The following is a 25,015-nucleotide window of genomic DNA, read 5'->3' as shown; positions in this document are numbered from 1 at the left end:
AGGTCCTTCTCCCTTGTCCGGCCCCGCCTCTTCCGTCCCTTCCGTCCCTTCCCTTCCGTCGCCTCGGTCCGGTCGCCTCGGTCCGGTCACTTCTTCGGCGGCACCGTCGGCATGCCCAGGAACGGCAGCTTCAGCGCGCCGAACGCGTCCGCCGGGACCGCCGGGGACTTCGGCTCGACCGGCTGGAGGCGCCGGTAGGCGGCGCCCTGCTCCGGACGCGGGTCGGCCTCGCCCTTGTTGGGCCAGTACGACATCGCCCGCTCGGCCTGGGCCGTGATGGTCAGGGACGGGTTCACCCCCAGGTTCGCCGAGACCGCGGCACCGTCCACGACCGAGATCCCGGAGTGGCCGTAGAGGCGGTGGTACGGGTCGATCACGCCGGTCTCGCGGGAGGCGCCGATCGGGCAGCCGCCCAGGAAGTGGGCGGTCAGCGGCATCCCCGTCAGCTCACCGACGTTGGAGCCCGCGAAGCCGTTGATCTCGGCCGCCAGCGCCGACGCGCCGTCCGTGGCCGCCTTGATCTGCTTGGGGTTGGGCGCGCCGTGCCCCTGCCGGGCGGTGAGCAGGCCGCGGCCGATCCCGGACGGCTTCAGGTAGGTCGTCAGGGAGTTGTCCAGCGACTGCATCACCAGGCCGATGATGGTCCGCTCCGACCAGCGCCGGTTGGAGAGGGAACGGAGCATCAGCCAGGGGTGCCTCGCCGCGTTGCCCAGCCAGCCGAGCACCCTGGCCGCGCCCGAGCCGCCGCCCGCGTACGGGACCTGGAGGATGGACAGGGAGCCCATCGAGTTGGAGCCGCGGCCGTAGCGGACCGGCTCGATGTGGGTGTTCTCGTCCGGGTGGATGGAGGACGTGATGGCGACGCCGCGGGTGAAGTCCACCTTCGGCGCGCCGGTCGCCCTGCGGTAACGGCGGTCGTCGGTCTGGGCTCCGACCAGCGCCTCGGAGTTGGTGCGGGTCAGCTCGCCCAGCCGGTCCGACAGGTGCGGCAGCAGGCCGCCGGCCTTCATGCGGTGCAGCAGCGTCTGGGTGCCGTACGTGCCGGCCGCCAGGACGACCCGGCGGGCCCGGAAGGTGCGGCCCCTTCCCTTGCGGCGGTCGTCGGTCGGGAGCGTGGCGACGGCGTAGCCGCCCCGCGAGTCCTCCGTCACCGACACGACCGTCGTCATCGGGTGGACGACCGCGCCCGCCTTCTCGGCGAGGTGGAGGTAGTTCTCGTTGAGGGTGTTCTTCGCGCCGTGCCGGCAGCCGGTCATGCACTCGCCGCACTCGGCGCAGGCCCGCCGCGACGGCCCCGCCCCGCCGAAGTACGGGTCGGGGACCTCCTGCCCCGGCTTCGCCCTCACCGTCCCGTCCGCGTCCCCGCCGTCGCCGAAGAAGACGCCGACCGGGGCCAGGTGGAAGGTGTCGCCCACGCCCATCCGCTCGGCCGCCGCCTTCAGGTGCACGTCCGACGGGGTCGTCGTCGGGTTGATCCGGACGCCGAGCATGCGCCGCGCCTGGTCGTAGTACGGCGCCAGCTCCTCCTGCCAGTCCGTGATGTCACGCCACTGCGGGTCGTCGAAGAAGGGCTTGGGCGGTACGTACAGGGTGTTGGCGTAGTTGAGGGAGCCGCCGCCGACGCCCGCGCCGGCCAGGACCATGACGTTGCCCAGCAGGTGGATGCGCTGGATGCCGTACATGCCGAGCCTGGGCGCCCACAGGTAGTTCTTCAGGTCCCAGGAGTTCTTCGGCAGGGACTCCCGGGTGAAGCGGCGGCCCGCTTCCAGGACGCCGACGCGGTAGCCCTTCTCGGTGAGGCGGAGCGCCGAGACCGAGCCGCCGAAGCCGGATCCGACGACCACGACGTCGTAGTCGTACGCGGAGTCGTCGTCCCGTTCGTCGCCCGGCTCTTGGACGGAGTTCTCCTGTGACACGTGCTCTCCTCGTCGAAAGCTGCGGTGCGGGTGCGGTGCGGTGGCTGTCTCAGCGGAAACGGAATGCCTTCATCAGGCGCAGGCTCCGGCTCATGAACGCCGCGTACTTCTCGTCGTCCATGCCGAGCGAGGGGGCCATCGGCAGCAGCCGCTGGTGGGCGACGGTCTGGGCCTCGGTGTACTTGAGGATGCCCTCGGAGCCGTGCCGGCGGCCGAGTCCGGAGTCCTTCATGCCGCCCATGGGCGACTGGACGCTGCCGTACGCGGACGCGTAGCCCTCGTTGATGTTCACCGTGCCGGTGCGCAGCCGGGCGGCGATCTCGCGGCCGCGCCGGGCGTCCTTCGTCCAGACCGACGAGTTCAGGCCGTACGGCGTGGAGTTGGCGCGTTCGACCGCCTCCTCCTCGGTCGAGAAGCGGTAGACCGACACGACCGGGCCGAAGGTCTCCTCCGTGCAGACGGTCATGGGGGCCTCGACGCCGTCGAGGATGGTCGGCTCGTAGAAGTACGGACCGATGTCGGGGCGGGCCACACCGCCGGCGACGACCCGCGCGCCCTTGGCGACGGCGTCCTCCACGTGCTCCTTCACGGTCTCCAGCTGCTGTCCGCTGACCAGTGAGCCCATGTCCGCGCCGTAGGCCAGGGCGCTGCCCAGCCGCATCGCGCGCGTGCGGGCCGCGAAGCGGTCGAGGAAGACGTCGGCGACCGACTCGTGGACGTACAGCCGCTCGATGGAGACGCACAGCTGGCCGGCGGAGGAGAAGCAGGCGCGCACGGCGCCGGCCGCCGCCTTCTCGATGTCGGCGTCCTCCAGGACCACCATGGCGTTCTTGCCTCCCAGTTCGAGGGAGACGCCGACCAGGCGGTCCGCGGCGACCGTGGCGACCTCGCGGCCGGTGCGCGTGGAACCGGTGAAGGAGACGTAGTCGCCGCGCTTGACGACCTCGGGTCCGACGACGGGTCCGAGGCCGATGACGGCCTGCAGGACGTCGGCCGGCAGACCGGCCTCGATCAGCAGGTCACGGGCCCACAGGGCGGTCAGGGCGGACTCGGTGTCGGGCTTCATGACGACCGCGTTGCCGGCGACCAGCGCGGGCAGCGCGTCACCGACGGACAGTTCGAGCGGGTAGTTCCAGGGGACGATCTGTCCGATCACACCGCGCGGGTGGCGCAGTTCGGTGACCTTCGTGAGGGCCGGCACGGCGCCCGCGTGCCGCTTGGGCCTCAGGTACGCGGCGGCCCGGCGGCCGTAGTGGCGGGCGGCGACGGCGACGGCCTGGACCTCCTCGTGGGCGTGCAGACGGGCCTTGCCGGTCTCCAGCTGGATCAGGTCGAGCACCTCGGCCTGGCGCTCGAGCACGAGGTCGTGGAAGCGGAGCAGGACGGCCGCGCGCCGGCGCACCGGGATCTGCGCCCACACGGCCTGGGCGGCGCGGGCCGCCTCGAAGGCCTTCGCCACGTCCTCGGGCGTCGACTCGGGCAGGTCGGCCAGCTTCTCGCCGGTGAACGGCGTGTGGCTGGCGGTGTGCCCGGAACCGACGACCCCCTTGGTGAGCCGGGCCACCAGTTCGGGGGTGACCACGTCGGCGGCGGTGCGGGCGCCCTCCGGGGCGGGGGCGAGGGGATTGGTGCCGGTGGTTTCCCGGGTCTGCGCGTCCGTCATGAGCCGCAGGGTATGCCCGGGCGAACGCTTTGTGTACCCGTCGGTAACAGATTTACCGGCCGCTCACATCGCGCCAGTGAACGCTGGCAACGAATGCCCTGATCAGGACGTTGACGGCGAGACGGTCCGGATCACCGCACTCCCATCTCGAGCCGGTCACGGACGCTCCGGAACACCGCGGTGCCCTTCTCCCGGGGCGTTCCCCCGGGCAGGTCGACGCGGAGTTCGTACATGCGGCCGTCGTCGGTGCGGATCACCAGGCGCAGGACGCGCGGGGGGTTCCCGTCCTGGCCGTAGATCGTGTCGGCCAGGGCGGCCTCGTGGCCCCGGACGCTGGTGCGCGTGTAGCGCGTGCGCGCGTCCCCGTCGCGGTCGTCCCCGCCCGCGTGCGCGTCCCGTGCCTGTGCCATCGGGGAGCCGGGCGCCCTGTCCCACCGGGCGAGGCGGACCCGGACGCCTCCGTCGCCCTCGTAGACCACGGACCCGGGCCGGCGGCCCGTGCCGTCCTCGCGGGCGGCCTCCCGGTACCCGGGCGGCAGGAAGAGGACGGCGTCCAGGGCGGCCTCGCGGTGGGCGGTCCAGCCGGTGGCTCCCGGACCGGCGGTGGCTCCCGGGCCGCCCATGTCCGCCGGACCGGACGTGCCCCTCGGACCGGACGTGTCCCCCGGACCGGCGGTGGGGGTGACCCGGGCGGTCCGTCCGGCGGCCGTTCCGGCGTCCGGACCGCCGGGGGAGGTGGCGGACCAGAGGCCACCGGCGAGGAGGAGCACCCCGAGGGCCGCGAGGGGGACGGGACGGAGCGGGCGGCGTCCGGAGCGGGCGGCGGTGGGGGAGGTGGCCGGGGCCGTGCCGGCGGAGGCGTCCGGGGGTGCGGGGGCGGCGGGCGCCGGCCCGGACCGGGGTATCCGCTCCGGCGTCCGTACGGGACCGGGTCCGGCGGCGGAGTCCGGCCGTACCGTTTCGGTGCCCTCCCCCGCCTCCCGCGCGCCGGGAGCGTTCGGGCTCTGCACCGCCGATTCCTCCGGCGCCGGCCGGCCGCCCGCCGCGGCCTCCAGCGCCGCGGCCGCCTCCTCCGCGTGCGGGCGCTCCTCGGGGGCCTTCGCCAGCAGCCGTACGATCAGCGGCCCGAGCTCCCCCGCCCGCTCCGGCTCGGGCGGGTCCGCGGTGACGACCGCGGCGAGCGTGGACTGCGCGGTGGTACGGCGGAACGGGGACCGGCCCTCGACCGCGGCGTACAGCAGAACGCCCAGCGACCACAGGTCGGAGGCGGGTCCGGCGCTGCGGCCGGACATCCGCTCGGGGGCGACGAACTCCAGCGAGCCGATGGACTCCGCACCGGCCGTCGGGGATTCCTCGCCCCGGGCGTGGGCGGTGCCGAAGTCGGTGAGGACCACCCGCCGAGGGGACTCCCCCCGCCCGAGCGCATGCGGGAGCGGGGGAGGTCCGAGCAGGACGTTGGCGGGCTTCACGTCGCGGTGCACGATGCCGACGGAGTGCGCGGCACGCAGGGCGCCGAGGACCGCGAGACCGATCCGCGCCGCCTCGGCGGGCGGCAGGGGACCGCGCTCGAGCACCTGGTGCAGGGACTCCCCGCGGACCAGCTCCATGACGATCCACGGGAGCCCGCCCAGTTCCTCGGGCCCCTCCGGCCCGTCCTCCTCGACGACGACGTCGTGGACGAGGACGGCGGCGGGGTGGTCGACGCGAGCCGCGGCGCGGGCCTCCCGGTAGAACCGGTGGGCCGCCCTCCGGTTGCGTTCGTCCCCCGGTTCGCCCGGTAACCGGGGCTGCTTGACGGCGACTTCGCGCTTCGTCCGTTCGTCGAGCGCCCGCCAGACCGTGCCCGTTGCGCCGGAGCCGATGCGCTCGATCAGCCGGTACCGTCCACCGATCAGCCGGCCCCGGGCACCCCCCGCGCCACCGTCGTTGCTCATGCCCCATCCCTACCGCGCGGAACGCGTCGTTGTCGACGCGCGGACCCGTGTCCGGCGCGGTCGGTTCAGAGTCGCTCGATCTCCCAGGAATCGAAGACCGTGCGGGCGATCTCCCGGCCGTCGTCGGCGAAGTAGCCCTTGCCCGGGTACACGACCCAGAGCCGGTACATGTCGCCGTCCTCGTTCCGGTAGTACATGACCTGCGCCTCGCGCACCAGCGGCGTCGGCGTGCCGGTCGTCGTGTAGACGATGGTGTTCGTGGCCGCCTCGCGGTCCTTGTACGTGGTCTGGCGCGGACGCCCCCTGGGCGCCGGTGTGTCGGCGATGCCCCAGCTGTACTCGCCGTCCTTGAGCTCGCCCCAGTGCGCGAACGCCTCCTCCGACGCCGAGGCCTCGAGCTCGCCGTTCTCGTCCTCGGACTTGAGGTCGCGGTCGGTCTCGATCCGCACCAGTCCGCTCGGGTCGGTGAAGGAGGCGACCGTCCCGTCCGAGTCGGCGGCGGGTTCGTCCTTCACGAAGCCCTCCGGCACCGCGAGGCGGACGCCCACCCGGTCTCCGAGGTCGTGCTGCTTCCAGCCCTCCGGCAGGGGCCCCGCGAACGGGTCCACGACCGCGAGGCAGGCCGCGACCGCCCCCGCCACGACCGCCGCGCCGAGCCCGATCAGCGTCTTGCGGCCGATGCGGATCCCCTTGCCGCCGGACCCGGAGCCGGGAACGGGGACCTGGGCGATCCGCGTGGGCTGCGGCTCGGGCGGGTTCGCGGCCGCCTCCAGCAGGGCGCGGACCCGGGCGGCGTCCGGACGGTGTGCCGGGTCCTTCTGCAGCAGGCCGGTGACGACCTCGGCCAGCGGCCCCTGCGCGGAGGCGGGCGGCGCGGGCGTGGCGTTGAGGACCGACTGGAGCGTGGCGGGGGTGTTGCTGCGGCGGAACGGCGAGACGCCTTCCGTGGCCGCGTACAGCACCACCCCGAGCGACCACAGGTCGGAGGCGGGACCGGGACGCCGGCCCAGCACCCGCTCGGGGGCGATGTACTCGGGGGAGCCGACGAAGCCGCCGGTGTCGGTCAGGTTGGTCTCGCCCTCGATCTGGGCGATGCCGAAGTCGGTGAGGACGACCCGGTCGTGCCGGCCGAGCAGCACGTTGTCCGGCTTCACGTCGCGGTGCAGGACGCCCGCCGCGTGCGCGCACTCCAGCGCGCCGAGCACCTCGAGGCCGACCCGGGCGGCCTCACGCGCGGAGAGGGTGCCCTCCTCCTGCAGGACGGCGCCCAGCGAACGGCCCTGGACCAGTTCCATCACGATCCACGGCTGACCGTCCACGACCGCGACGTCGTGCACGTCGACCACCGCCGGGTGGTCGAGCCGGGCGGCGGCGCGGGCCTCGCGGCGCATGCGCTCGAAGACGTTGGAGCGTTCCCGTTCGGGAAGGTGGTCCGGGACGCGGGGCTCCTTGACGGCGACCTCGCGGTCCACCGTCTCGTCCTTGGCCCGCCACACCGTGCCCATGCCGCCGTGCCCGAGCCTGGCGAGCAGCCGGTAGCGGCCGGCGATGAGCCGCCCGGTGCCGGGGTCGTGCGGCGTCCGGGCCTGGTGCTGCGCCTGCTGCGGAACCACCTGCGTGGGGGTCGCGTACGGGTTGCCGGGGTGCGGCACGGCCACGGGCGGGTTGCCCGAATGCGGCACGACCGCGGGCGGGTTCGGCGGTTGCAGACCAAAACTGGTGGGCTCGTCGGCCCCCTGGCGGGCTCCCCCGTCGTTGCTCATGGTTCATCCATATCGCGCCGTGCCGCCGCACATCCACCCGGAATGCTCACCGGTCACAGACCCGTGACGCTCACCGGGGCTTATCTCCCTTTTACGCGACTATGCGGCCGGAGGCGGGGACGGGGAACCGGTCGCCGCGGGGGTGGCCGAGGGAGTCGGCGACGGGGTCCGGGACGCGGAGGGCGATGCGCCCGCGGGCGGCCTGCTCACGGGCGACTCGCTCGCGGGCGACTCGCTCACCGGTGTCCCGGGCGCCGTGCTCGTCGGCGTGCCGCCCCCGTCGCCGCCCCGGTCCTGCATGAGCAGCGCCGCCGCGGAGATGCTCGCTCCCGCCATCGCGGCGACCGCCAGCGCGGCCACGAGCACGCTCCTCGGGGGCTGCCGCCGTGCGGTGTCCTCCCCGGTCCCGGGCAGGGCCGGTGGGCGCCCGCCCCCTTCCGCCCGCCGTGCCGGGAGCCGGCGGCGGGACGGGCCCCGCTCGGACGGCAGCGGTTCGAGCGTCACGGACTGGGGCGTACGGCCCGTCTCGAGGAAGGCCCGCAGCATCCGTTCGGCCCGGTCCGCGTCCAGCCGCCGGTCGGGGTCGCGCTCCAGCAGACCGCGCACGACGGGCAGGATCGGCCCGGCCTCGGCGGGCGGCCGCACCTCGTCGACCACGACCGCGTGCAGGACACCGCCGAGCGAGTCGCGATGGAACGGCGACTCGCCGCTGAGCGCCGTGCACAGCAGCGCGCCCAGCGACCACAGGTCGGCCTCCGGCCCCGTCCTGGCGCCGGACATCCGCTCGGGGGCGGTGTACTCGGGTGAGCCGACGAAGGAGCCGCTCTCGGTGAGCGTCGTGGAGCCCGCGACCCGGGCGATGCCGAAGTCGGTGAGGACGACCCGGCCGGTGCCGTTCTCCAGCAGGACGTTGGCGGGCTTGAGGTCACGGTGCAGGACACCGGCGGTGTGGGCGGCCCGCAACGCGCCGAGCAGGTCGATGCCGATCCGCGCGGCCTCGGCGGCACCGACCGGACCGTGCGCGGCGATGCGGTCGGCGAGCGAACCGCCGTCGATCAACTCCAGGACGATGTAGGGGCGTTCGTCGTCCTCCACCACGTCGTGGACGACGATGATGTGCGGGTGGCTCAACTGGGCGAGGGCGCGCGCCTCGCGCAGGGTGCGCTCCCGCTGCCGCCGGGCCTCCGCCGCGGAGAGCGTCTCGTCCAGGGGGAGTTCCTTGACGGCGACGCCCCGCCCGAGCAGTTGGTCGGTGGCCCGCCAGACCACGCCCATGCCGCCGCGCCCGAGCCTCGCCTCCACGCGGTAACGGCCGGCGATGACCCGGGCGTTGGGCCACACGGTCCCGTTCTCGGCGTCCCCCTCGGTCCCCATGGGCCCATCATGCCCCACCGGATGTGCCCGCTCCGGTACGGTGATTCGGCCAAGCGGCGTACGTTCGCGCACGCCAGGCGCCGGACCGCCGGTCCGTCGGGGGTGCCGGGCGCCCCGGGCGCCCCGGGTGCGTCAGGGTTCGCGCCAGCCCCGCAGCACCGTCTCGAACTGCCGGCCGGTCACGGCCCAGTCCTCGGCCGGCCCGGACATGTAGATCGCGTACTCGCTCCCGTCCCGCGAGATGTACATCTGGTCGACCGCCCGGCGCGGCCCCGGGAAGTCGGTGTCCTTGGCCAGCGCCGTCCAGGTGTACTCCAGCCGGGCGCTGTCGCGGTCACGGTAGACGCGGCGTTCCAGTCCCACCCGCCGGTAGTCGACCAGGCGGCGCTCTATCTGCCGGTCCAGATCGCTCAGGTGCTCGTACGGGTCGTCGAAGTCGGGGGAGTCGTCGGCGGCGATGCGGATGAAGTGCCTGCCGCCGTCGGGCGTGTAGTCGACCTGCCGGGTCTCCTCGTCGAAGACGACGCGCTCCCAGTCCTCACCGGGCAGGGCGATGCTGAAGCCGTAGGGGTCGGTGCGGCGCACCCAGCCCGCCGGGAGACCGCCCGCGGACTCGGTCCCGCCGGTTCCCGTGGCGTCGGGCGTGGGCACCGGGGTGCCGGAGGCGGTCGCGGAGACATCGCCCCTCCCCGTGCCCCCGTCGCCCTGCTGCAGCACCACCGCGGTTCCCCCGCCGACGATCGCGGCCACGGCGACGACCAGGGCGGTCAGGCGGCCCCGCCGTCGGGGCGCGGCGACGGCGGGCGCGTGCGGCGGATGCACGGCCGTGGCGCCGGTCGCGGGCGGGACCTGGGGCGGCAGGGCGGTGTCCGGCCGGGTCTCGTGCGGCAACGGCACCCGGGCGGTGACGGCCTGCGCCGGCACGTGCGCCTGCGCCGCGTCCGGCCGGCGCCCCTCCGCCGCCTCGGCGAGCATCCGCTCGGCCCCGGCCGCGTCGGGCCGGGTGGCCGGATCCTTGCGCAGGAGTGCGCTGATGACGGGCGCGAGCGGGCCGGCGTGCCGCGGTTGCCCGGCCTCCTCCTCGACGACCGCCTGCATGGTGGTCAGCGGCGAGGTGCGGCGGAACGGCGATCTGCCCTCCACCGCCGTGTACAGCGTCGCGCCGAGCGCCCACAGGTCGGAGGAGGGTCCGGGGTCGTGGCCGCGGACCCGCTCGGGCGCCAGGTAGTCGACCGAGCCGACGACCTCCCCGGTGCGGGTGATGGCCGTGTCGCCGTCGATCTGCGCGATGCCGAAGTCGGTGAGCAGCACGCGGCCGTCCCGGCCGAGGAGGACGTTGCCGGGCTTGACGTCACGGTGCAGGACGCCGGCGGTGTGCGCGGCGCGCAGCGCGCGCAGCACCCACAGGCCGATGCGCGCGGCCTCGCGGGGCTCGACGCGGCCCTGTTCCTTCACCGCGTCGGCCAGCGAGCGCCCCTCGACCAGCTCCATCACGATCCACGGCCGGCCGTCGTGCTCCAGCACGTCGTGCACCGTGACGACGGCGGAGTGGTTGATCCGCGCGGCCGCCCGTGCCTCCGCACGGGTGCGCGCCAGCAGCATGGCCTGCTCGCTGTCGGAGACGTAGAGCGCGGCGGTCAGCTCCTTGACGGCCACGGATCGGTGCAGCACCTCGTCGTGCGCACGCCACACCCGGCCCATGCCACCGCTGCCGATGGCGTCGCCGAGCCGGTAGCGGCCCGCGACGAGCAGGCCCTGCATCTGATTCACGTTGCCCCGCAATGGTCTTGACAGGGCCAGGGTAAGTACCCGGTCCCTTCCTGGGAACCGACGGGGTGCCATGGAGACCGCACTGTGATGGTTGTCGCGTCGTGGGCCGGGAGGCGACCACAGCGCGTACGGAAGCGTACGGGCGCCCGCGGCACGGCCCCGTCAGCCGGTGAACCGGTACGTCGCCGCCGCCTGCTCGAACAGCCGCGTCACCTCGTCCCGTTCGGCCTCCGGTCCGCGCACCTGCACCACGTGGTACCGGCCCTCGATCAGCGCCGCGAGGTTGCGGACGTACAGCTCGCCCCCGTCGCCGGTCCAGGTGAACTGCCCCTCGGCCATGGTCCGTCCGCCCACCTCGATGGTCTTCAGACCGGTGGAGGTGGCCCAGCTGGAGTCGCGGTACGGCTGGAGCTCGCGCTCGTCGTCCCGCTGGTAGGCCATGGGGTCGCTGCCGTACTCCTGCGCGCTGTCCCGGCCGGGCACGACGATGAGTTCGAAGTCCCCGCGGGAGTAGACGACCTGCCCGCTGCCGTTCTTCGCGGTGCGCTCCCAGTCCTCGGCGACGGCGACCCGGAAGCCCTCGGGGTCCTCGCGCAGGGTGAAGCCGTCGGCGACCTCGGGCCCGGTGGTCTGCGTCTCGGGGGAGGCGTCCGACTCCTCGGAGGTCTCCTTCGAACCGCCCCCGGAGCCGTCGTCCGGCTCGGACGAGGTCCCGCCGTCCCCCGCCCCACCGCCGGTGTCCGGGGAGCTCGGCGCCCCGCCGACCTCACCGGCCGCTCCGGTGCGGTCGGTGGCACCGGCGCCCGGGTCCCCCTCGCCGGCCTTCGGCATGAACAGCATGGCGTACGCGATCGCCGCGGCCAGGGCGAGCAGCACCAGCAGGAGCAGGACGCGGCCCAGCCGGCGCGGTGAACCGGCCTCCTGCTTGGCCCGCTTGTGCCGTCCGTGGTGCGCGGGCAGTGCGGCGCGCCGCCTGCGCACCAGCTCGCCCCGCCGCCGTACGACCGGCAGCCGGCTCGCGTCGACGGGCGGCGCCGTGACGACGTGCAGGCCGGCCTCCGGCTCGGGCGCCGACCGCACCAGCGAACGCAGCCAGCCGCGCAGCTCCTCGAAGTCGGGCCGCTCGGTCGGGTCCTGACGCAGCAGCGACTCCACGACCGGCCTGAGCGGACCGCACTCCTCGGCGAACGCGGGCGGCTCGGCGCACACCATCTGCACCAGCTCGGCCGTCGACTCCTCCGGGTACGGCGCGTGTCCCTGGACGGCCCGGAACAGCAGCGCGCCCAGCGCCCACAGGTCGGTCGCGGGGCCGATCGGCGCGGCCAGCTGCCAGTTCTCGTGCACGGGCCCGGCCTGTTCCGGCGCCCACCGCTCCGTCACGGGTCCGACGACGGCCATCCGCGTCTGCCGCGCCCGCTCGGCGGCCAGCGCGGTGGTCGGGCCGCGGCGCGCGGGGGTGCTCGCCGCCAGGTCGTCCCAACGGGCGGGCGGGGTGGCTCCGCCGGGTCCCGGCGCGGCGGCCGCGGGACCGAGGGCTCGGCCGGCCGCGGGGCCGCCGGCCGGAAGGGACGTGCGCGGCTGTTCGCCACGCGCGGCGCCGGCCGCCGGCGTGCTGCCGGTACCGGGGCGGGGCGCGGCGCCGTACCGGCCGGCGCCGCCCACGCCGTAGGGGTCGGCTATCCGTCCCGGGGGAACCGCACCGGCCGCCGTGCCCGTGCTTCCGCCGCCCTGCTCCGGGACGTACGGCGGCTGCGCGGGGCCGTCGCCGTGCGGGGCGGGGGCCGGGGCGTCGCCCTCCGGGGCGGGCCGGGCTCCGGGCAGGGCGGCACGGGCGCTCTGCTGGGCCTCCTGCACCCGGGCGGCGGCACGGGCGCCCGCCCGGTACGCGGCGATCGCGCCGGCCCGCGCCGCCCGCACGTCCCCCGCGCTGTCCAGGGCGCGCGGGGCCGCCGCGGCGGGGACACCGCCTGCCGTGTCCGCACCGCCCGCGGGCAGCCGGCCGGCCCGTGCCTCGATGGCGGCCCGTCGCGCGGCGTCGGGATCGCCGGGCACGGCGGGGTCCCGGGGCGGGGCGGGGGCGGCGAACCCGGGGGGCCAGGACGGTCCGCGCCCCGGGTCCGGCGTTCCCGCGGGCGCCACCGGGGCCAGGGCCCCGGCCGCTGCCGGGTGCGGTCCGGTCCCCGCCTGCGGGTCCTCGTCCGCGGCCGGCACCGGGTCGTAGCCGCACAGCGCCTCCTCCGCCGCGCCGACCGCGAGACCGGTCAGCATCACCCGTCCGTCGTCGCAGACGAGCACGGTGCGCGCGGTGATGTTGCGGTGCACCCAGCCGTGGGAGTGCAGCACCCGCAAGGCCGTCAGCACGTCGGAGGCGACCTCCGCCGCCCGGTACGGGGACAGCGGCTTCTCGGCGAGCAGGGCCGACAGCGGGCGCGCGGCCACCAGCTCGCTGACGATCCACAGCGAACCGCCCTCCGCGAACACGTCGAAGACCTGGTCCAGCCGCGGATGGTCGGGGATGGCGGCCGCCGCCTGCGCGGCCTCGACCGCGCGCCGCACGACCGGATCGGTGGGCCGCCGCGTGCCCGCGCGCGCGGGCCCGGAGCCGCGTCGCGCGCCGCCGTCACGGGCCGTGAAACCGTCGGGCAGTCCCTCCGCGTCGAGCACCTCGGCCTCGACGACCTCCGGCAGCGGAATCTGCCTGACCAGGACCTCCTGGCCGCTGTAGGTGTCGAAGGCCCGGGTCTCGGTGAGTTCGTACTCGTCGGAGGGCGGCAGCGGCAGGCGGTAGCGGTCGGCGAGCACCCGTCCCGCGTAGTCCTCCACGTTGCCTCCCCCGGCCGTACGGTCGGTCAGTTCCGTTCGCCCAACGGGCCGTTCCAGCTTCGTACGGTCCGCAAGCACTCACGATACGTGCCGGAGGCAACCCGCAGAGAGGGGATGCCACATCTCACTGCCCACGACGGGGAACGCCCATGCTCAGGACTTGGGTTCGAACGACTTCGTCAGCGTCCGCCAGGTGTCCCTGCGCTGCTCGCTGTCCCACCGGGCGGCCTCGGCCGTGTACATCAGCCCGTACCCGAGCCGGTCGCCGACGACGAACCCCCGGTCGACGGACCGGTACTTCGTCCCGTTCTCCACATAGGTGAACTCCCAGTCGGCCGTGTTCCAGCCCCGGTAGTCCACCTTCTCGATGCGGATCCTCTGGTACTGGGCGCGCACCATGCCGCGTTCCTGGTTCTTCCAGTCCGCGACCGGGTCGTCCTTCGGGGTGGTGGTCCAGCCGATGAGCAGCTTCTGCCCGTCGGGCCCGGTGAAGCGGTCTCCCGCGGCCCCCGTCGACCGGTACTTCCAGCCCTCGGGCAGTCCGATCGAGTACCCCTGGTTCCCCCGGTACGTCTCCTTCACGGAGGTGCCGTCGCCGTCCTCCGCCGAGTCGTCCGAGCCGCCCGGGCCGTCCGTCTCGCCGTCCTCGGCCCCCGGGGTGTCCGCCGCACCGGCTCCCGCGCCCGACGACTCGGTCGCCGATGCGGTCGCCGCGCCGTCGGTGCGGGTGCCGTCGCTCCCGTCGCTGCGGGTGTCCGCGCTGGGCGTCCCGCCGGTGACGGCCCGGTCGCCCCCGCCGCCCTTCGCCCCCTGGCCGCCCTCGTCGTCGCCGCCGAGCGTGAGGGCCAGCACGGCGCCGAGGACGGCGAGCACCACGGCCACCGCGATGACCACCAGCGTCCGCCGCGGCACGACATCGGTGAGCGGCGCCCTCGGCGCGGGCCTCGCCGGCAGGTCCGGCGGGGGCACCACCGGCCACCCCGAACTCCGCCCGCCCGAGGCCGGCGCGCCCTGCGCGGCCGTCTGCGCCCCGGACCCGGTGCCCGCCCGCGAACCGGGGGCCGCGGCCGGGGCGGACGGGGACGACGCCGTGCCCGCCGCCCGGGTCCCGCCGGCCGCCGAAGGCGTGCCCGTGCTGCCGGACTTGGCGCGTGCCGCGGCTCCGGCCGAGCCGGCGGCCACCGCCGCCTTCCGCACGGAACGCAACGCGCCCCGCAGCCTCTCCCCGGCCTCCTCGCCCCGCTTGCCCCCGGCGTCGTCCCGCCCGCCGGGCTGCCCCGGCAGCGGCACGACCTTCGTCGCGTCCGCGGGCTCCGACCCGGCCGCCCCGGCCTCCGGCGCGTGGATGACCGCGTTCAGCATCGCCCGGGCCCCGGCGTCGTCGAGCCGCTGGGCGGGGTCCTTGGTGAGCAGCCCGTGGATGACGTCCCGGAGCGGTCCCGCGTTCTTCGGCTCCTCGAGCGGCTCGGTCATCACCGCCGTGAGCGTCGCGATCGCGGATCCCTTGTCGTACGGCGGCGAGCCCTCCACCGCCGCGTACAGCAGCCCGCCGAGCGACCACAGGTCGGCCGCCGGTCCCGGCTTGTGCCCGCGGGCCCGTTCCGGGGAGATGTAGGAGGGAGCGCCGACCAGCATGCCGGTCGAGGTGATGGACGGGTCGCCCTCGACCTGGGCGATGCCGAAGTCGGTGAGCACCACCCGGCCGTCCTCGGCGATCAGCACGTTCGACGGCTTCACGTCGCGGTGCAGGATGCCCTCACGGTGCGCGGAGCGCAGCACGTCGAGCACGGCCAGCCCGACCTCGGCGGCACGCCTCGGCTCCAGCAGGCCGTCCTCCCGGATGACCTCGGCGAGCGACTTGCCCTCGACGAGTTCCATCACGATCCAGGGACGGTCGTCCTCCTGGACCACGTCGAAGACGGTCACGGCGCTGTTGTTGCGGATCCGCGCGATCGCCTTGGCCTCGCGCAGCGTCCGCGTGATCAGCCGCCGCTTCTCCTCCTCGTCGATGTTCGACGGGAACCGAAGCTCCTTGACGGCGACGGTACGGCCCAGGGTCTCGTCCTCGGCCCGCCACACCGTCCCCATGCCGCCGCGGCCGAGCACGTCTCCCAGCCGGTACCGCCCGGCGAGGAGACGTGCGCTCTTGCCCTGACGGGGTGTCCCCGCCCGATCCGCCTCCGACATGCGTCCCCTCATGCAACCCGCCCTGACAGAGACTTCATTGTCTCTCACCCGACAAGTGGCCGACGCCCAGGGTGCCTCTGACGGTGTGCCGGGCTCCGGACACCCGGAGCCCGGGTGAAGCGTCCGTTCCGCCACCCTGCATGATGGCCCCCGACGAGGGAGGAGCCGGGATGCCACCGCTGCGGACCCTGCTGGCCGTCCCCGTCTCCTTGGCCCTGCTCGCCCTGACCCCGGCCACTCCGACCGCCCCGTCGATCCCTTCGGTCCCTTCGGTCCTGTCGGCCTCGCCCGCGGACGCGCTCCTCCCGCTCCTGGTCGCACGGGGCGGGGCCCCGGCCGCGGCCCTGCTGGCCCTGGACGGGAACGGCTCCCGCTACGCCGACGCCGGCGAGGGCGTGGCGCGCGCCGACCACTTCCGCGCCGGAAGCATCACGAAGACGTTCATCGCGACCGTCGTGCTGCAACTGGCCGACGAGCGGAGGCTGTCGCTGTCCGACACCGTGGAGGAGCACCTGCCCGGCCTGGTGCGGGGAGCGGGCAACGACGGTCGCGCGCTGACCCTGCGCTCCCTGCTCAGCCACACCAGCGGCCTGTACGACTTCTCCGCGGACACGCGGGGCACCGTCCCGGTCACGCCTCTTCAGGCCGTACGCATCGCACTCACCCACCCCCCGGCCGGCCACGGCCGCTTCTCCTACTCGAACACCAACTACGTCCTGCTCGGCCTGGTCGTCGAACAGGTCACCGGCCGCTCCTACGCCGCCGAGGCCGAACGCCGCATCATCGCTCCCCTGCGCCTGACGGGCACCTCCTTCCCCGGCTCCCGCACGTCACTGCCCCGGCCGCACGGCCGCGCCTACGCCGCCGACGGGACCGACACCACCCTGCTCGACCCGCGGGTGGCCGGCGCCGCGGGCGAGCTGGTGACCACGCTGGCCGATCTGGACCGCTTCTACGCGGCCCTGCTCGGCGGTGAGCTGCTGCCCCCGCGCCGGCTGCGCGAGATGCTCGACACCCGTGCCGCACGCGGCTCGTACGGCTTGGGGCTGTTTCCCGTGGAACTCCCGTGCGGCACCACCGTGTGGGGGCACAACGGACGCATCTCCGGCAGCTACGTGCGCACCGCGGCCACCGCCGACGGCCGGCATGTCCTCACCTTCCGGGTGAACACGGACGCGATGACGGACCCCGGCCTCGAACCCGCGGTGCTCGCGGCCGAGTTCTGCCCCCGCACCCCGTAGAACGGCCGGGCTTCGCACGAGGATCCCGGTTCGCGTCACTCGTTCGAGTGGTCCGGGCCGGGCCCGGCCCTACAGCGGCACGATGTCCGGGGCGCCCAGCCGTGCCGCGTCCGCCGTCAGGTCGTCGGGCTGGCGCTGCGACTCGCGTTCGGCCTCCACCCGCTTCTCGTAGTGCTGCACCTCGCGCTCGATCTGGTCCTGGTCCCAGCCCAGCACCGGAGCCATCAGCCCGGCGGCCTCCCGTGCGCTGCGCGTGCCCCGGTCGAACGTCTCGATCGATATGCGGGTGCGCCGCGTCAGCACGTCGTCCAGGTGGCGCGCCCCCTCGTGCGAGGCGGCGTAGGTGACCTCGGCGCGCAGGTAGTCCTCGGCCGCCTGCAGCGGCCGGCCCAGCGAGGGGTCCGCGGCGATGAGGTCCAGGACCTCCTCCGCCATCGCCCCGTACCGGTGCAGCAGGTGCTCCACCCGGGCCGTGTGCAGCCCGGTGCGCGCGGCGATCCGCGCCCGCGCGTTCCACAGCGCCCGGTACCCCTCGGCGCCCACCAGCGGCGTGTCCTCGGTGACGCAGTCGGCGACGCGCACGTCGAGTCCGTGCACCGCCGCGTCCACCGCGTCCTCGGCCATCACCCGGTACGTCGTGTACTTGCCGCCCGCCACCACGACGAGCCCCGGCACGGGATGCGCCACGGTGTGCTCGCGCGACAGCTTGCTGGTGGCGTCCGACTCGCCGGCGAGCAGGGGCCTCAGCCCGGCGTACACGCCCTCGACGTCGTCCCGGGTGAGCGGGACCGCGAGCACCGAGTTGACGTGTTCCAGCAGGTAGTCGATGTCCGCGCTGGACGCGGCCGGGTGCGCCTTGTCGAGGTCCCAGTCGGTGTCCGTGGTCCCGACGATCCAGTGCCGGCCCCAGGGGATGACGAACAGCACGGACTTCTCGGTGCGCAGGATGAGCCCGGTCGTGGAGTGGATGCGGTCCTTGGGGACGACCAGGTGGATGCCCTTGGAGGCACGGACGTGGAACCGCCCGCGCTCCCCGACCATCGCCTGGGTGTCGTCGGTCCACACGCCGGTGGCGTTGACGACCTGCTTGGCGCGGACCTCGTACTCGCCGCCGCCCTCGACGTCCTGCACCCGGGCGCCGACGACCCGCTCGCCCTCGCGCAGGAACCCGGTCACGCGCGCCCGGTTGGCGGTCTTCGCACCGTACGCCGCGGCCGTGCGGACGAGCGTCGCCACGAACCGGGCGTCGTCCATCTGGGCGTCGTAGTACTGCAACGCCCCGACCAGCGCGTCCTTCCTCAAGCAGGGCGCGACCCGCAGCGCGTGACGGCGGCTCAGGTGACGGTGCAGGGGCAGGCCCCGCCCGTGGCCGCGGGCCATCGACATGGCGTCGTAGAGCGCGACCCCCGACCCGGCGTACAGCCGCTCCCAGCCCTTGTGCCGCAACGGGTACAGGAACGGCACCGGCCTCACCAGGTGCGGGGCGAGCCGCTCCAGCAGCAGGCCGCGTTCCTTCAGGGCCTCCCGCACGAGCGCGAAGTCGAGCATCTCCAGGTAGCGCAGGCCGCCGTGGATCAGCTTGCTGGACCGGCTGGAGGTGCCCGACGCCCAGTCACGCGCCTCGACCAGGCCCGTGGACAGGCCGCGGGTCGCGGCGTCGAGCGCGGTGCCCGCGCCGACCACGCCGCCGCCCACCACCAGTACGTCCAGCTCGTGCTCGGCCATGGATGCGAGTGACTCGGCGCGCTGCGCCGGCCCCAGTGTCGCTGTCCTCACCGCTGCCTCCCGCTCATCGGTCGCACAGGCCGCACCCGTCGGGCGAAGCCCGGTTCCCCTCCCTCATGCCCAAATTCTGACCGGCTTGCCCGACTTCGGCCACCACGCGACCCCGCCCTGTGGACGGCCCCGCGGAACGACTCACCGAAACTCGGCCGACCAATCCCACATATCGGTCATATTTACTCCTAGTCTGACATTGCGCTCGCCCGTCCTGTCCACAGGGCTTGCGCGCCTGTCCCACTTCGGCTACTGGGAAGGACGGCCCACGCCATGCCCGCAGATCTCGCCGTCATCGGACTCGGACCGTACGGCCTGCCCCTGGCCCAGGCCGCCGTCGCCGCCGGCATTCCCACGATCGGTTACCGGACCGGCCCCGAGACGGGCTCCCTCAGCCCCGCCGAACAGCGCCGCATGCTCGCCCGGGGCTTCCGCACGACGACCAACGCCGTCGAGCTCGGCCGGGTGCGCACCGCGGTCGTCTGCGCACCGGCCCCGCGCGCCGCGGACGGCGGCCTGGACCTGAGCCAGGTCGAGACGGCCGCCCGCACGCTCGCCGCCCGTCTGCGCCCGCACACCACGGTGATCCTGGAGTCCCCCGCGCCCCCCGGGACGACGGAGGGCCCCTTCCTGCGCCTGCTCGAGTCGGGATCGGGGCTCCGCGCGGGCCGCGACTTCCACCTCGCCTACTCCCCCAGCCGCGTCGACCCCGGCAACCGCGACTTCACCCCCGCCAACACCCCCAAGGTCATCGGCGGCCTCACCCCGGCCTGCACCGAGTCGGCCGCCGCCTTCTACGGACGGCTCACCGACAAGGTGGTCCGCGCACGCGGCCCCCGCGAGGCGGAGACCGTGCAGCTCCTGGAGACCAACTTCCGGCACGTCAACATCGCCCTCGTCAACGAGATGGCCGTCCTCTGCCACGACCTGGGCGTCGACCTGTGGGACGTCATCCGCTGCGCGGAGACCAAGCCCTTCGGCTTCCTCGCCTTCCGCCCCGGCCCCGGCGTCGGCGGCCACTCCCTCCCCCAGGACCTGACCGCCCACACGGGCCGCACCCTGCGCATGGCGGAACTCGCCCAGCAGGTCAACGGCCGGATGCCGCACTACGTCGTCCAGCGCGCCGCCGCGCTCCTCAACGAGCACGGCAAGTCCGCGCGGGGCGCCCGGGTGCTGCTGCTCGGCGTCACCTACAAGCCCGACCTCGCCGACCGGCAGGGCTCCCCCGCCCGGGAGATCGCGGTCCGGTTGATGGAGCTCGGCGCGTCCGTCAGCTACCACGACCCGCACGTGCCGTCCTGGATCGTCCTCGACCGCCCGCTGCCCCGCGCCGACTCCCTCTACGAGGCCGCCGCCGACGCCGACCTGACGATCCTGCTCCAGCCGCACCGCACGTACGACCTCCAGGGCCTGTCGGTGAAGGCCCAGCTGCTGCTGGACACGCGGGGGGCCACTCCCGCGGGGGCGGCGCACCGGTTGTGAGCGGGGCCGCTCGCGGCGGTCCGCGCGACCGGTCCCGACGGGTCGGCTCGCGGTGGCGTCCCCCGGGCGACCGCTTCCCCGCGCCGCCCGGTGGTCCGGTGGACGGTCCGCCGGGGCCGGGCCCCGAGGGCGGGGTCCGGAGCGATCTCCTCGGAAAGGGAGCGCCGGGGAGAGCCGGGCTGCCGGTCCCGGACACCACCGGTCCGGCGCGGCCCGCTCCCGGAATCCCGCCCGGAAGCGACCGTGCGCCCCTCGTCCGAAACGCGCGCCCCCGGGGTCTCCCGCGCGGCGGAAAGGGGCGGGGTCACCCGCCTGTGGGTGACCCCGCCCCTTTCGCCGTCCGTGCCGGGCGCGGCCTCAGCGCCGGTGCTGCGAGTCCGCCACCGTCACCTCGACGCGCTGGAACTCCTTCAGCTCGCTGTAGCCGGTGGTGGCCATCGCGCGGCGCAGGGCGCCGAAGAGGTTCATCGAGCCGTCGGGGGTGTGGGACGGGCCGGTGAGGATCTCCTCCAGGGTGCCGACCGTGCCGAGGTCGACCTTCTGGCCGCGCGGCAGCTCCTCGTTGACCGCCTCCATGCCCCAGTGGTTGCCCCGGCCCGGGCCGTCGGTCGCGCGGGCGAGCGGGGAGCCCATCATCACCGCGTCGGCGCCGCAGGCGATCGCCTTGGGCAGGTCGCCGGACCAGCCGACACCGCCGTCCGCGATCACGTGCACGTACCGGCCGCCGGACTCGTCCATGTAGTCGCGGCGGGCGGCGGCCACGTCGGCGACCGCGGTGGCCATCGGGACCTGGATGCCGAGCACGTTGCGCGTGGTGTGCGCGGCGCCGCCGCCGAAGCCGACCAGCACGCCGGCCGCGCCGGTGCGCATGAGGTGCAGGGCGGCGGTGTAGGTGGCGCAGCCGCCGACGATCACCGGGACGTCGAGTTCGTAGATGAACTGCTTCAGGTTCAGCGGCTCGTGCGAGGAGGAGACGTGCTCCGCAGAGACCGTCGTGCCGCGGATGACGAAGATGTCCACGCCCGCGTCGACGACGGCCTTGGAGAACTGGGCGGTGCGCTGCGGGGAGAGCGCGGCGGCGGTGACCACGCCCGAGTCGCGCACCTCCTTGATGCGCTGCCCGATCAGCTCCTCCTTGACGGGGGCGGCGTAGATCTCCTGGAGGCGGCGGGTGGCCGTCTCGGCGGGCAGGCCGACGATCTCGTCCAGCAGCGGCTGCGGGTCCTCGTAGCGGGTCCACAGGCCCTCGAGGTTCAGCACGCCGAGGCCGCCGAGCTCGCCGATGCGGATCGCCGTGGCCGGCGAGACCACCGAGTCCATGGGGGCGGCCAGGAAGGGCAGCTCGAAACGGTAGGCGTCGATCTGCCAGGCGATCGAGACCTCCTTCGGGTCCCGCGTACGGCGGCTGGGGACGACGGCGATGTCGTCGAAGGCGTACGCCCGGCGGCCGCGCTTGCCGCGCCCGATCTCGATCTCAGTCACGTCTGTGGCCTTTCCCTGATGCGTTGCAGCGCCTTCCAGTATCCCCGACGGGCACGGCGAGGGCGGCCCCGGATGCTCCGGGACCGCCCTCGGGAAGCCCGCCGCCTGCGTGCGGCCGCCTACTTGCGGCTGTAGTTCGGCGCCTCGACCGTCATCTGGATGTCGTGCGGGTGGCTCTCCTTCAGACCCGCGGAGGTGATCCGGACGAAGCGGCCCTTGGTCTCCATCTCCTCGATGGTGGCGGCGCCCACGTAGCCCATGGTCTGGCGGAGCCCGCCGACGAGCTGGTGCAGCACGTTGGCCAGCGGGCCGCGGTAGGGCACCTGGCCCTCGATGCCCTCGGGCACGAGCTTGTCGTCGGAGGCCACCTCGGCCTGGAAGTAGCGGTCCTTCGAGTACGACCTGCCCTGTCCCCGGGACTGCATCGCGCCGAGCGAGCCCATGCCGCGGTACGACTTGAACTGCTTGCCGTTGATGAACTGCAGCTCGCCGGGCGACTCCTCGCAGCCCGCGAGGAGGCTGCCCAGCATCACCGTGTCGGCACCGGCGGCCAGCGCCTTGCCGATGTCGCCGGAGTACTGCAGGCCGCCGTCGCCGATCAGCGGGATGCCGGCCGGCCGGGCCGCGAGGGAGGCCTCGTAGATGGCCGTGACCTGCGGGACGCCGATGCCGGCGACCACGCGGGTGGTGCAGATGGAGCCCGGGCCGACGCCCACCTTGATGCCGTCCACACCGGCGTCGATCAGCGCCTGCGCCCCGTCGCGGGTGGCGACGTTGCCGCCGATCACGTCGACGTCCACACTCGACTTGATCTTCGCCATCCAGCTGAGGGCGTTGCTGTTGTGGCCGTGCGAGGTGTCGACGACCAGGAAGTCCACCCCGGCCGCGGCAAGCGCCTGGGCGCGCTCGAGCGCCTCGGGGCTGGCGCCCACGGCGGCGCCGACGATCAGGCGGCCCTCCGAGTCCTTCGCGGCGTTCGGGTACTGCTCCGCCTTCACGAAGTCCTTGACGGTGATGAGGCCCTTGAGGATGCCCGCCTCGTCGACCAGGGGAAGCTTCTCGATCTTGTGGCGGCGCAGGAGCTCCATGGCGTCGGAGCGGGAGATGCCGACCTGGCCGGTGACCAGCGGCATCGGGGTCATGACCTCGCGCACCTGACGGGTGCGGTCGGTCTCGAAGGCCATGTCACGGTTGGTGACGATGCCCAGCAGTTTCTTGTTGCCGTCGGTGACCGGGACCCCGCTGATGCGGAACTTGGCGCACAGGGCGTCGGCCTCGGCGAGGGTGGCGTCCGGACCGATGGTGATCGGGTCGGTGACCATCCCGGACTCGGACCGCTTCACCAGGTCGACCTGGTTGACCTGGTCCTCGATCGAGAGGTTGCGGTGCAGGACGCCGACGCCGCCCTGGCGGGCCATCGCGATCGCCATGCGCGACTCGGTGACCTTGTCCATGGCGGCGGACAGCAGCGGGATGTTGACCCGCACGTTGCGGGAGATCCGGGACGAGGTGTCGACCGCGTTGGGGAGCACTTCCGATGCACCCGGCAGCAGCAGCACGTCGTCGTAGGTCAGCCCGAGTGTCGCGAATTTTCCGGGCACTCCGTCGACGTTGGCAGTCATGACACCTTCCCCAAATGGCCTTGATCGGTGCGGATGTCCATGCTAACGGGAAGCGGAGGTGTCACATTCCACGATCATGCACGGCTCCTGGCTTCGTATGTTCGTACGGGCGCGGCGGTGTGCCCGTTCACGCGCCGAAGGGAGGGCGCCTCGGCGGCGGTTACTGCTCCGCCAGCGCGCGCAGCCGGCTCAGCGCACGGTGCTGGGCCACCCGGACCGCGCCGGGTGACATTCCCAACATCTGTCCGGTCTCCTCCGCCGTGAGGCCCACGGCGATGCGCAGCAGCAGCAGCTCGCGCTGGTTCTCGGGCAGGTTGGCCAGCAGTTTCTTGGCCCACTCGGCGTCGCTGCTGAGCAGGGCGCGCTCCTCCGGGCCGAGGGAGTCGTCGGGACGCTCGGGCATCTCGTCGGAGGGCACCGCCGTCGAGCCGGGGTGCCGCATCGCCGCGCGCTGCAGGTCGGCGACCTTGTGGGCGGCGATGGCGAAGACGAACGCCTCGAAGGGCCGCCCGGTGTCCTTGTAACGGGGCAGCGCGAGGAGCACCGCGACGCAGACCTCCTGGGCGAGGTCCTCGACGAAGTGCCGCGCGTCGCCCGGCAGCCGGGACAGACGGGTGCGGCAGTAGCGCAGCGCCAGGGGGTGCACCCGGGCCAGCAGGTCGTGCGTGGCCTGCTCGTCCCCGTCGACGGCGCGGTGGACGAGCGCACCGATCGCCCCCTGGGCAGTGCCCGCCTCGTCGTCGCGCATCGGTCCATGGTGCCCTGCGGACGCCGGGTCCGCGGCACCGTGCCCGTTGTTGTGCACCGAAGCGTTATGAGCAGGTGCGCCGGAACTCATCCCCTGCGCCCTCCCCTTCCGCTCGACCGACTCGTCCCCGAGGAACTCCACACCTCAAGGATGCGGCATCCGCCGCGAAACGAGCAGTGGGCGCCCTTCGGCCACCGCCGATGCCCTGGTGAACCGGGTTTTCGGTGCTCTTCCCGGGGCGTACGCGGCCGGCCCCGGGGCCTGTCGTCCGGATCGGCCGGTTCGGCCGGCCCGACCCGATCGTCCGGACCCGCAGGATCGACACGGGTCCGCGCGGCCGGGGGCTCGCCCCGCCGGGCCGTGCGCCCCGCACGGACGGGAGGCGGGCCTCGCCCGCGGTGCCGTCCCTCGCCGGTGTCGCCGCACGCGCGTGCGACCCCGGAGGGGGCGTCGTCACGCGGGTGTGCGGCACGGGCGGGGGCGCCGCCCCGTGCGTGTCCGGCCCGGGCGGGGGCATCCGCGTGCCCCCGCTCGCCGGCTGCCGCTCGGCGCCGCGCGCCGCGTCCGGCCCGATCCGAAGGACAGGCCCTAGCGCACGAGACCCCACCGGAAACCGAGCGCCACCGCGTGGGCCCGGTCCGAGGCGCCGAGCTTCTTGAAGAGCCGCCGCGCGTGCGTCTTGACGGTGTCCTCGGAGAGGAACAGCTCGCGGCCGATCTCGGCGTTGGAACGGCCGTGGCTCATGCCTTCGAGCACCTGGATCTCACGCGCGGTGAGCGTGGGCGCGGCGCCCATCTCGGCCGAGCGCAGCCGGCGCGGGGCGAGCCGCCAGGTCGGGTCGGCGAGCGCCTGCGTGACCGTGGCCCGCAGTTCCGCGCGGGACGCGTCCTTGTGCAGGTAGCCGCGGGCACCGGCGGCCACCGCGAGCGCGACGCCGTCGAGGTCCTCGGCGACGGTGAGCATGATGATGCGTGCTCCGGGGTCGGCGGACAGCAGCCGCCGGACGGTCTCGACGCCGCCCAGGCCGGGCATGCGCACGTCCATCAGAATCAGGTCCGAGCGGTCGGCTCCCCAGCGGCGGAGGACTTCCTCGCCGTTGGCAGCCGTCGTCACGCGCTCGACGCCGGGCACGGTCGCGACCGCGCGGCGGAGCGCCTCTCGGGCAAGCGGGGAGTCGTCGCAGACGAGGACGGAAGTCATGGCCGCCCTCCGCAGCTGATGCGCGTCACCTTGA

The 25,015-nt window shown here is 74.3% G+C and carries 15 protein-coding genes; 2 read left to right on the top strand and 13 right to left on the bottom strand.

The features are described from left to right. Positions 1-86: 86 nt before the first annotated feature. From GL259_RS23840 to GL259_RS23805, 8 genes are all read right to left on the bottom strand, one after another. A complete protein-coding gene (locus GL259_RS23840; protein ID WP_159535365.1) occupies positions 87-1,916 on the bottom strand; it encodes a GMC family oxidoreductase in 1,830 nt (609 codons plus the stop codon). 49 nt (positions 1,917-1,965) lie between these two features. After that, positions 1,966-3,579 carry a succinic semialdehyde dehydrogenase gene (locus GL259_RS23835; RefSeq protein ID WP_159535364.1) on the bottom strand — a complete coding sequence of 538 codons (1,614 nt, stop codon included), beginning with the start codon at positions 3,577-3,579 and terminating at the stop codon, positions 1,966-1,968. A 131-nt stretch (positions 3,580-3,710) separates the two neighbouring features. Beyond that, complete coding sequence (locus GL259_RS23830; protein WP_159535363.1) at positions 3,711-5,513, bottom strand: serine/threonine-protein kinase; 1,803 nt, start codon at positions 5,511-5,513, stop codon at positions 3,711-3,713. Between the two features lie 65 nt (positions 5,514-5,578). Beyond that, complete coding sequence (locus tag GL259_RS23825; RefSeq protein WP_159535362.1) at positions 5,579-7,276, bottom strand: serine/threonine-protein kinase; 1,698 nt, start codon at positions 7,274-7,276, stop codon at positions 5,579-5,581. A gap of 99 nt (positions 7,277-7,375) precedes the next feature. Further along, positions 7,376-8,650: a serine/threonine-protein kinase gene (locus GL259_RS23820; RefSeq protein WP_159535361.1), complete on the bottom strand. Its 1,275-nt coding sequence runs from the start codon at positions 8,648-8,650 to the stop codon at positions 7,376-7,378. Positions 8,651-8,782: 132 nt separating this feature from the next. Next, positions 8,783-10,411 carry a serine/threonine-protein kinase gene (locus GL259_RS23815; RefSeq protein WP_159535360.1) on the bottom strand — a complete coding sequence of 543 codons (1,629 nt, stop codon included), beginning with the start codon at positions 10,409-10,411 and terminating at the stop codon, positions 8,783-8,785. A 171-nt stretch (positions 10,412-10,582) separates the two neighbouring features. Beyond that, positions 10,583-13,243 (bottom strand): protein kinase, encoded by a 2,661-nt coding sequence (locus GL259_RS23810; protein ID WP_159535359.1) that lies wholly within the window; start codon positions 13,241-13,243, stop codon positions 10,583-10,585. Between the two features lie 153 nt (positions 13,244-13,396). Next, positions 13,397-15,430, bottom strand: a complete 2,034-nt coding sequence (locus GL259_RS23805; protein WP_159535358.1) for a serine/threonine-protein kinase — start codon at positions 15,428-15,430, stop codon at positions 13,397-13,399. Positions 15,431-15,600: 170 nt separating this feature from the next. Between GL259_RS23805 and GL259_RS23800 the strand changes: the two genes are divergently transcribed. After that, complete coding sequence (locus GL259_RS23800) at positions 15,601-16,671, top strand: serine hydrolase domain-containing protein (protein WP_159535357.1); 1,071 nt, start codon at positions 15,601-15,603, stop codon at positions 16,669-16,671. Between the two features lie 69 nt (positions 16,672-16,740). Here the strand turns inward: GL259_RS23800 and GL259_RS23795 are convergent, their stop codons facing one another. Further along, positions 16,741-18,447: a glycerol-3-phosphate dehydrogenase/oxidase gene (locus GL259_RS23795; protein WP_159535356.1), complete on the bottom strand. Its 1,707-nt coding sequence runs from the start codon at positions 18,445-18,447 to the stop codon at positions 16,741-16,743. 273 nt (positions 18,448-18,720) lie between these two features. Here GL259_RS23795 and GL259_RS23790 point away from each other — a divergent pair, with 273 nt between their 5' ends. Then, on the top strand, positions 18,721-19,929 hold the full coding sequence (locus tag GL259_RS23790; RefSeq protein WP_159535355.1) for a nucleotide sugar dehydrogenase: 1,209 nt from the start codon (positions 18,721-18,723) through the stop codon (positions 19,927-19,929). 357 nt (positions 19,930-20,286) lie between these two features. On the opposite strand, the gene GL259_RS23785 is transcribed toward GL259_RS23790, so the two are convergent. The 4 genes from GL259_RS23785 to GL259_RS23770 all read right to left on the bottom strand — a co-directional run bounded on the left by GL259_RS23785 (position 20,287) and on the right by GL259_RS23770 (position 24,981). Further along, entirely contained in the window at positions 20,287-21,411 is a 1,125-nt protein-coding gene (locus GL259_RS23785; RefSeq protein ID WP_159535354.1) for a GuaB3 family IMP dehydrogenase-related protein, read from the bottom strand. A 119-nt stretch (positions 21,412-21,530) separates the two neighbouring features. Next, positions 21,531-23,033 carry an IMP dehydrogenase gene (guaB, locus tag GL259_RS23780; protein ID WP_159535353.1) on the bottom strand — a complete coding sequence of 501 codons (1,503 nt, stop codon included), beginning with the start codon at positions 23,031-23,033 and terminating at the stop codon, positions 21,531-21,533. A gap of 160 nt (positions 23,034-23,193) precedes the next feature. Further along, entirely contained in the window at positions 23,194-23,781 is a 588-nt protein-coding gene (locus tag GL259_RS23775) for a sigma-70 family RNA polymerase sigma factor (protein WP_004984380.1), read from the bottom strand. A 588-nt stretch (positions 23,782-24,369) separates the two neighbouring features. After that, positions 24,370-24,981, bottom strand: coding sequence for a response regulator transcription factor (locus GL259_RS23770; protein WP_003948568.1), 612 nt, complete (start codon positions 24,979-24,981; stop codon positions 24,370-24,372). Positions 24,982-25,015 lie beyond the last annotated feature (34 nt).

It is taken from the genome of Streptomyces sp. Tu 3180, assembly GCF_009852415.1.
GTDB lineage: Bacteria > Actinomycetota > Actinomycetes > Streptomycetales > Streptomycetaceae > Streptomyces.
This window is presented reverse-complemented; position numbering and strand designations above follow the sequence as displayed.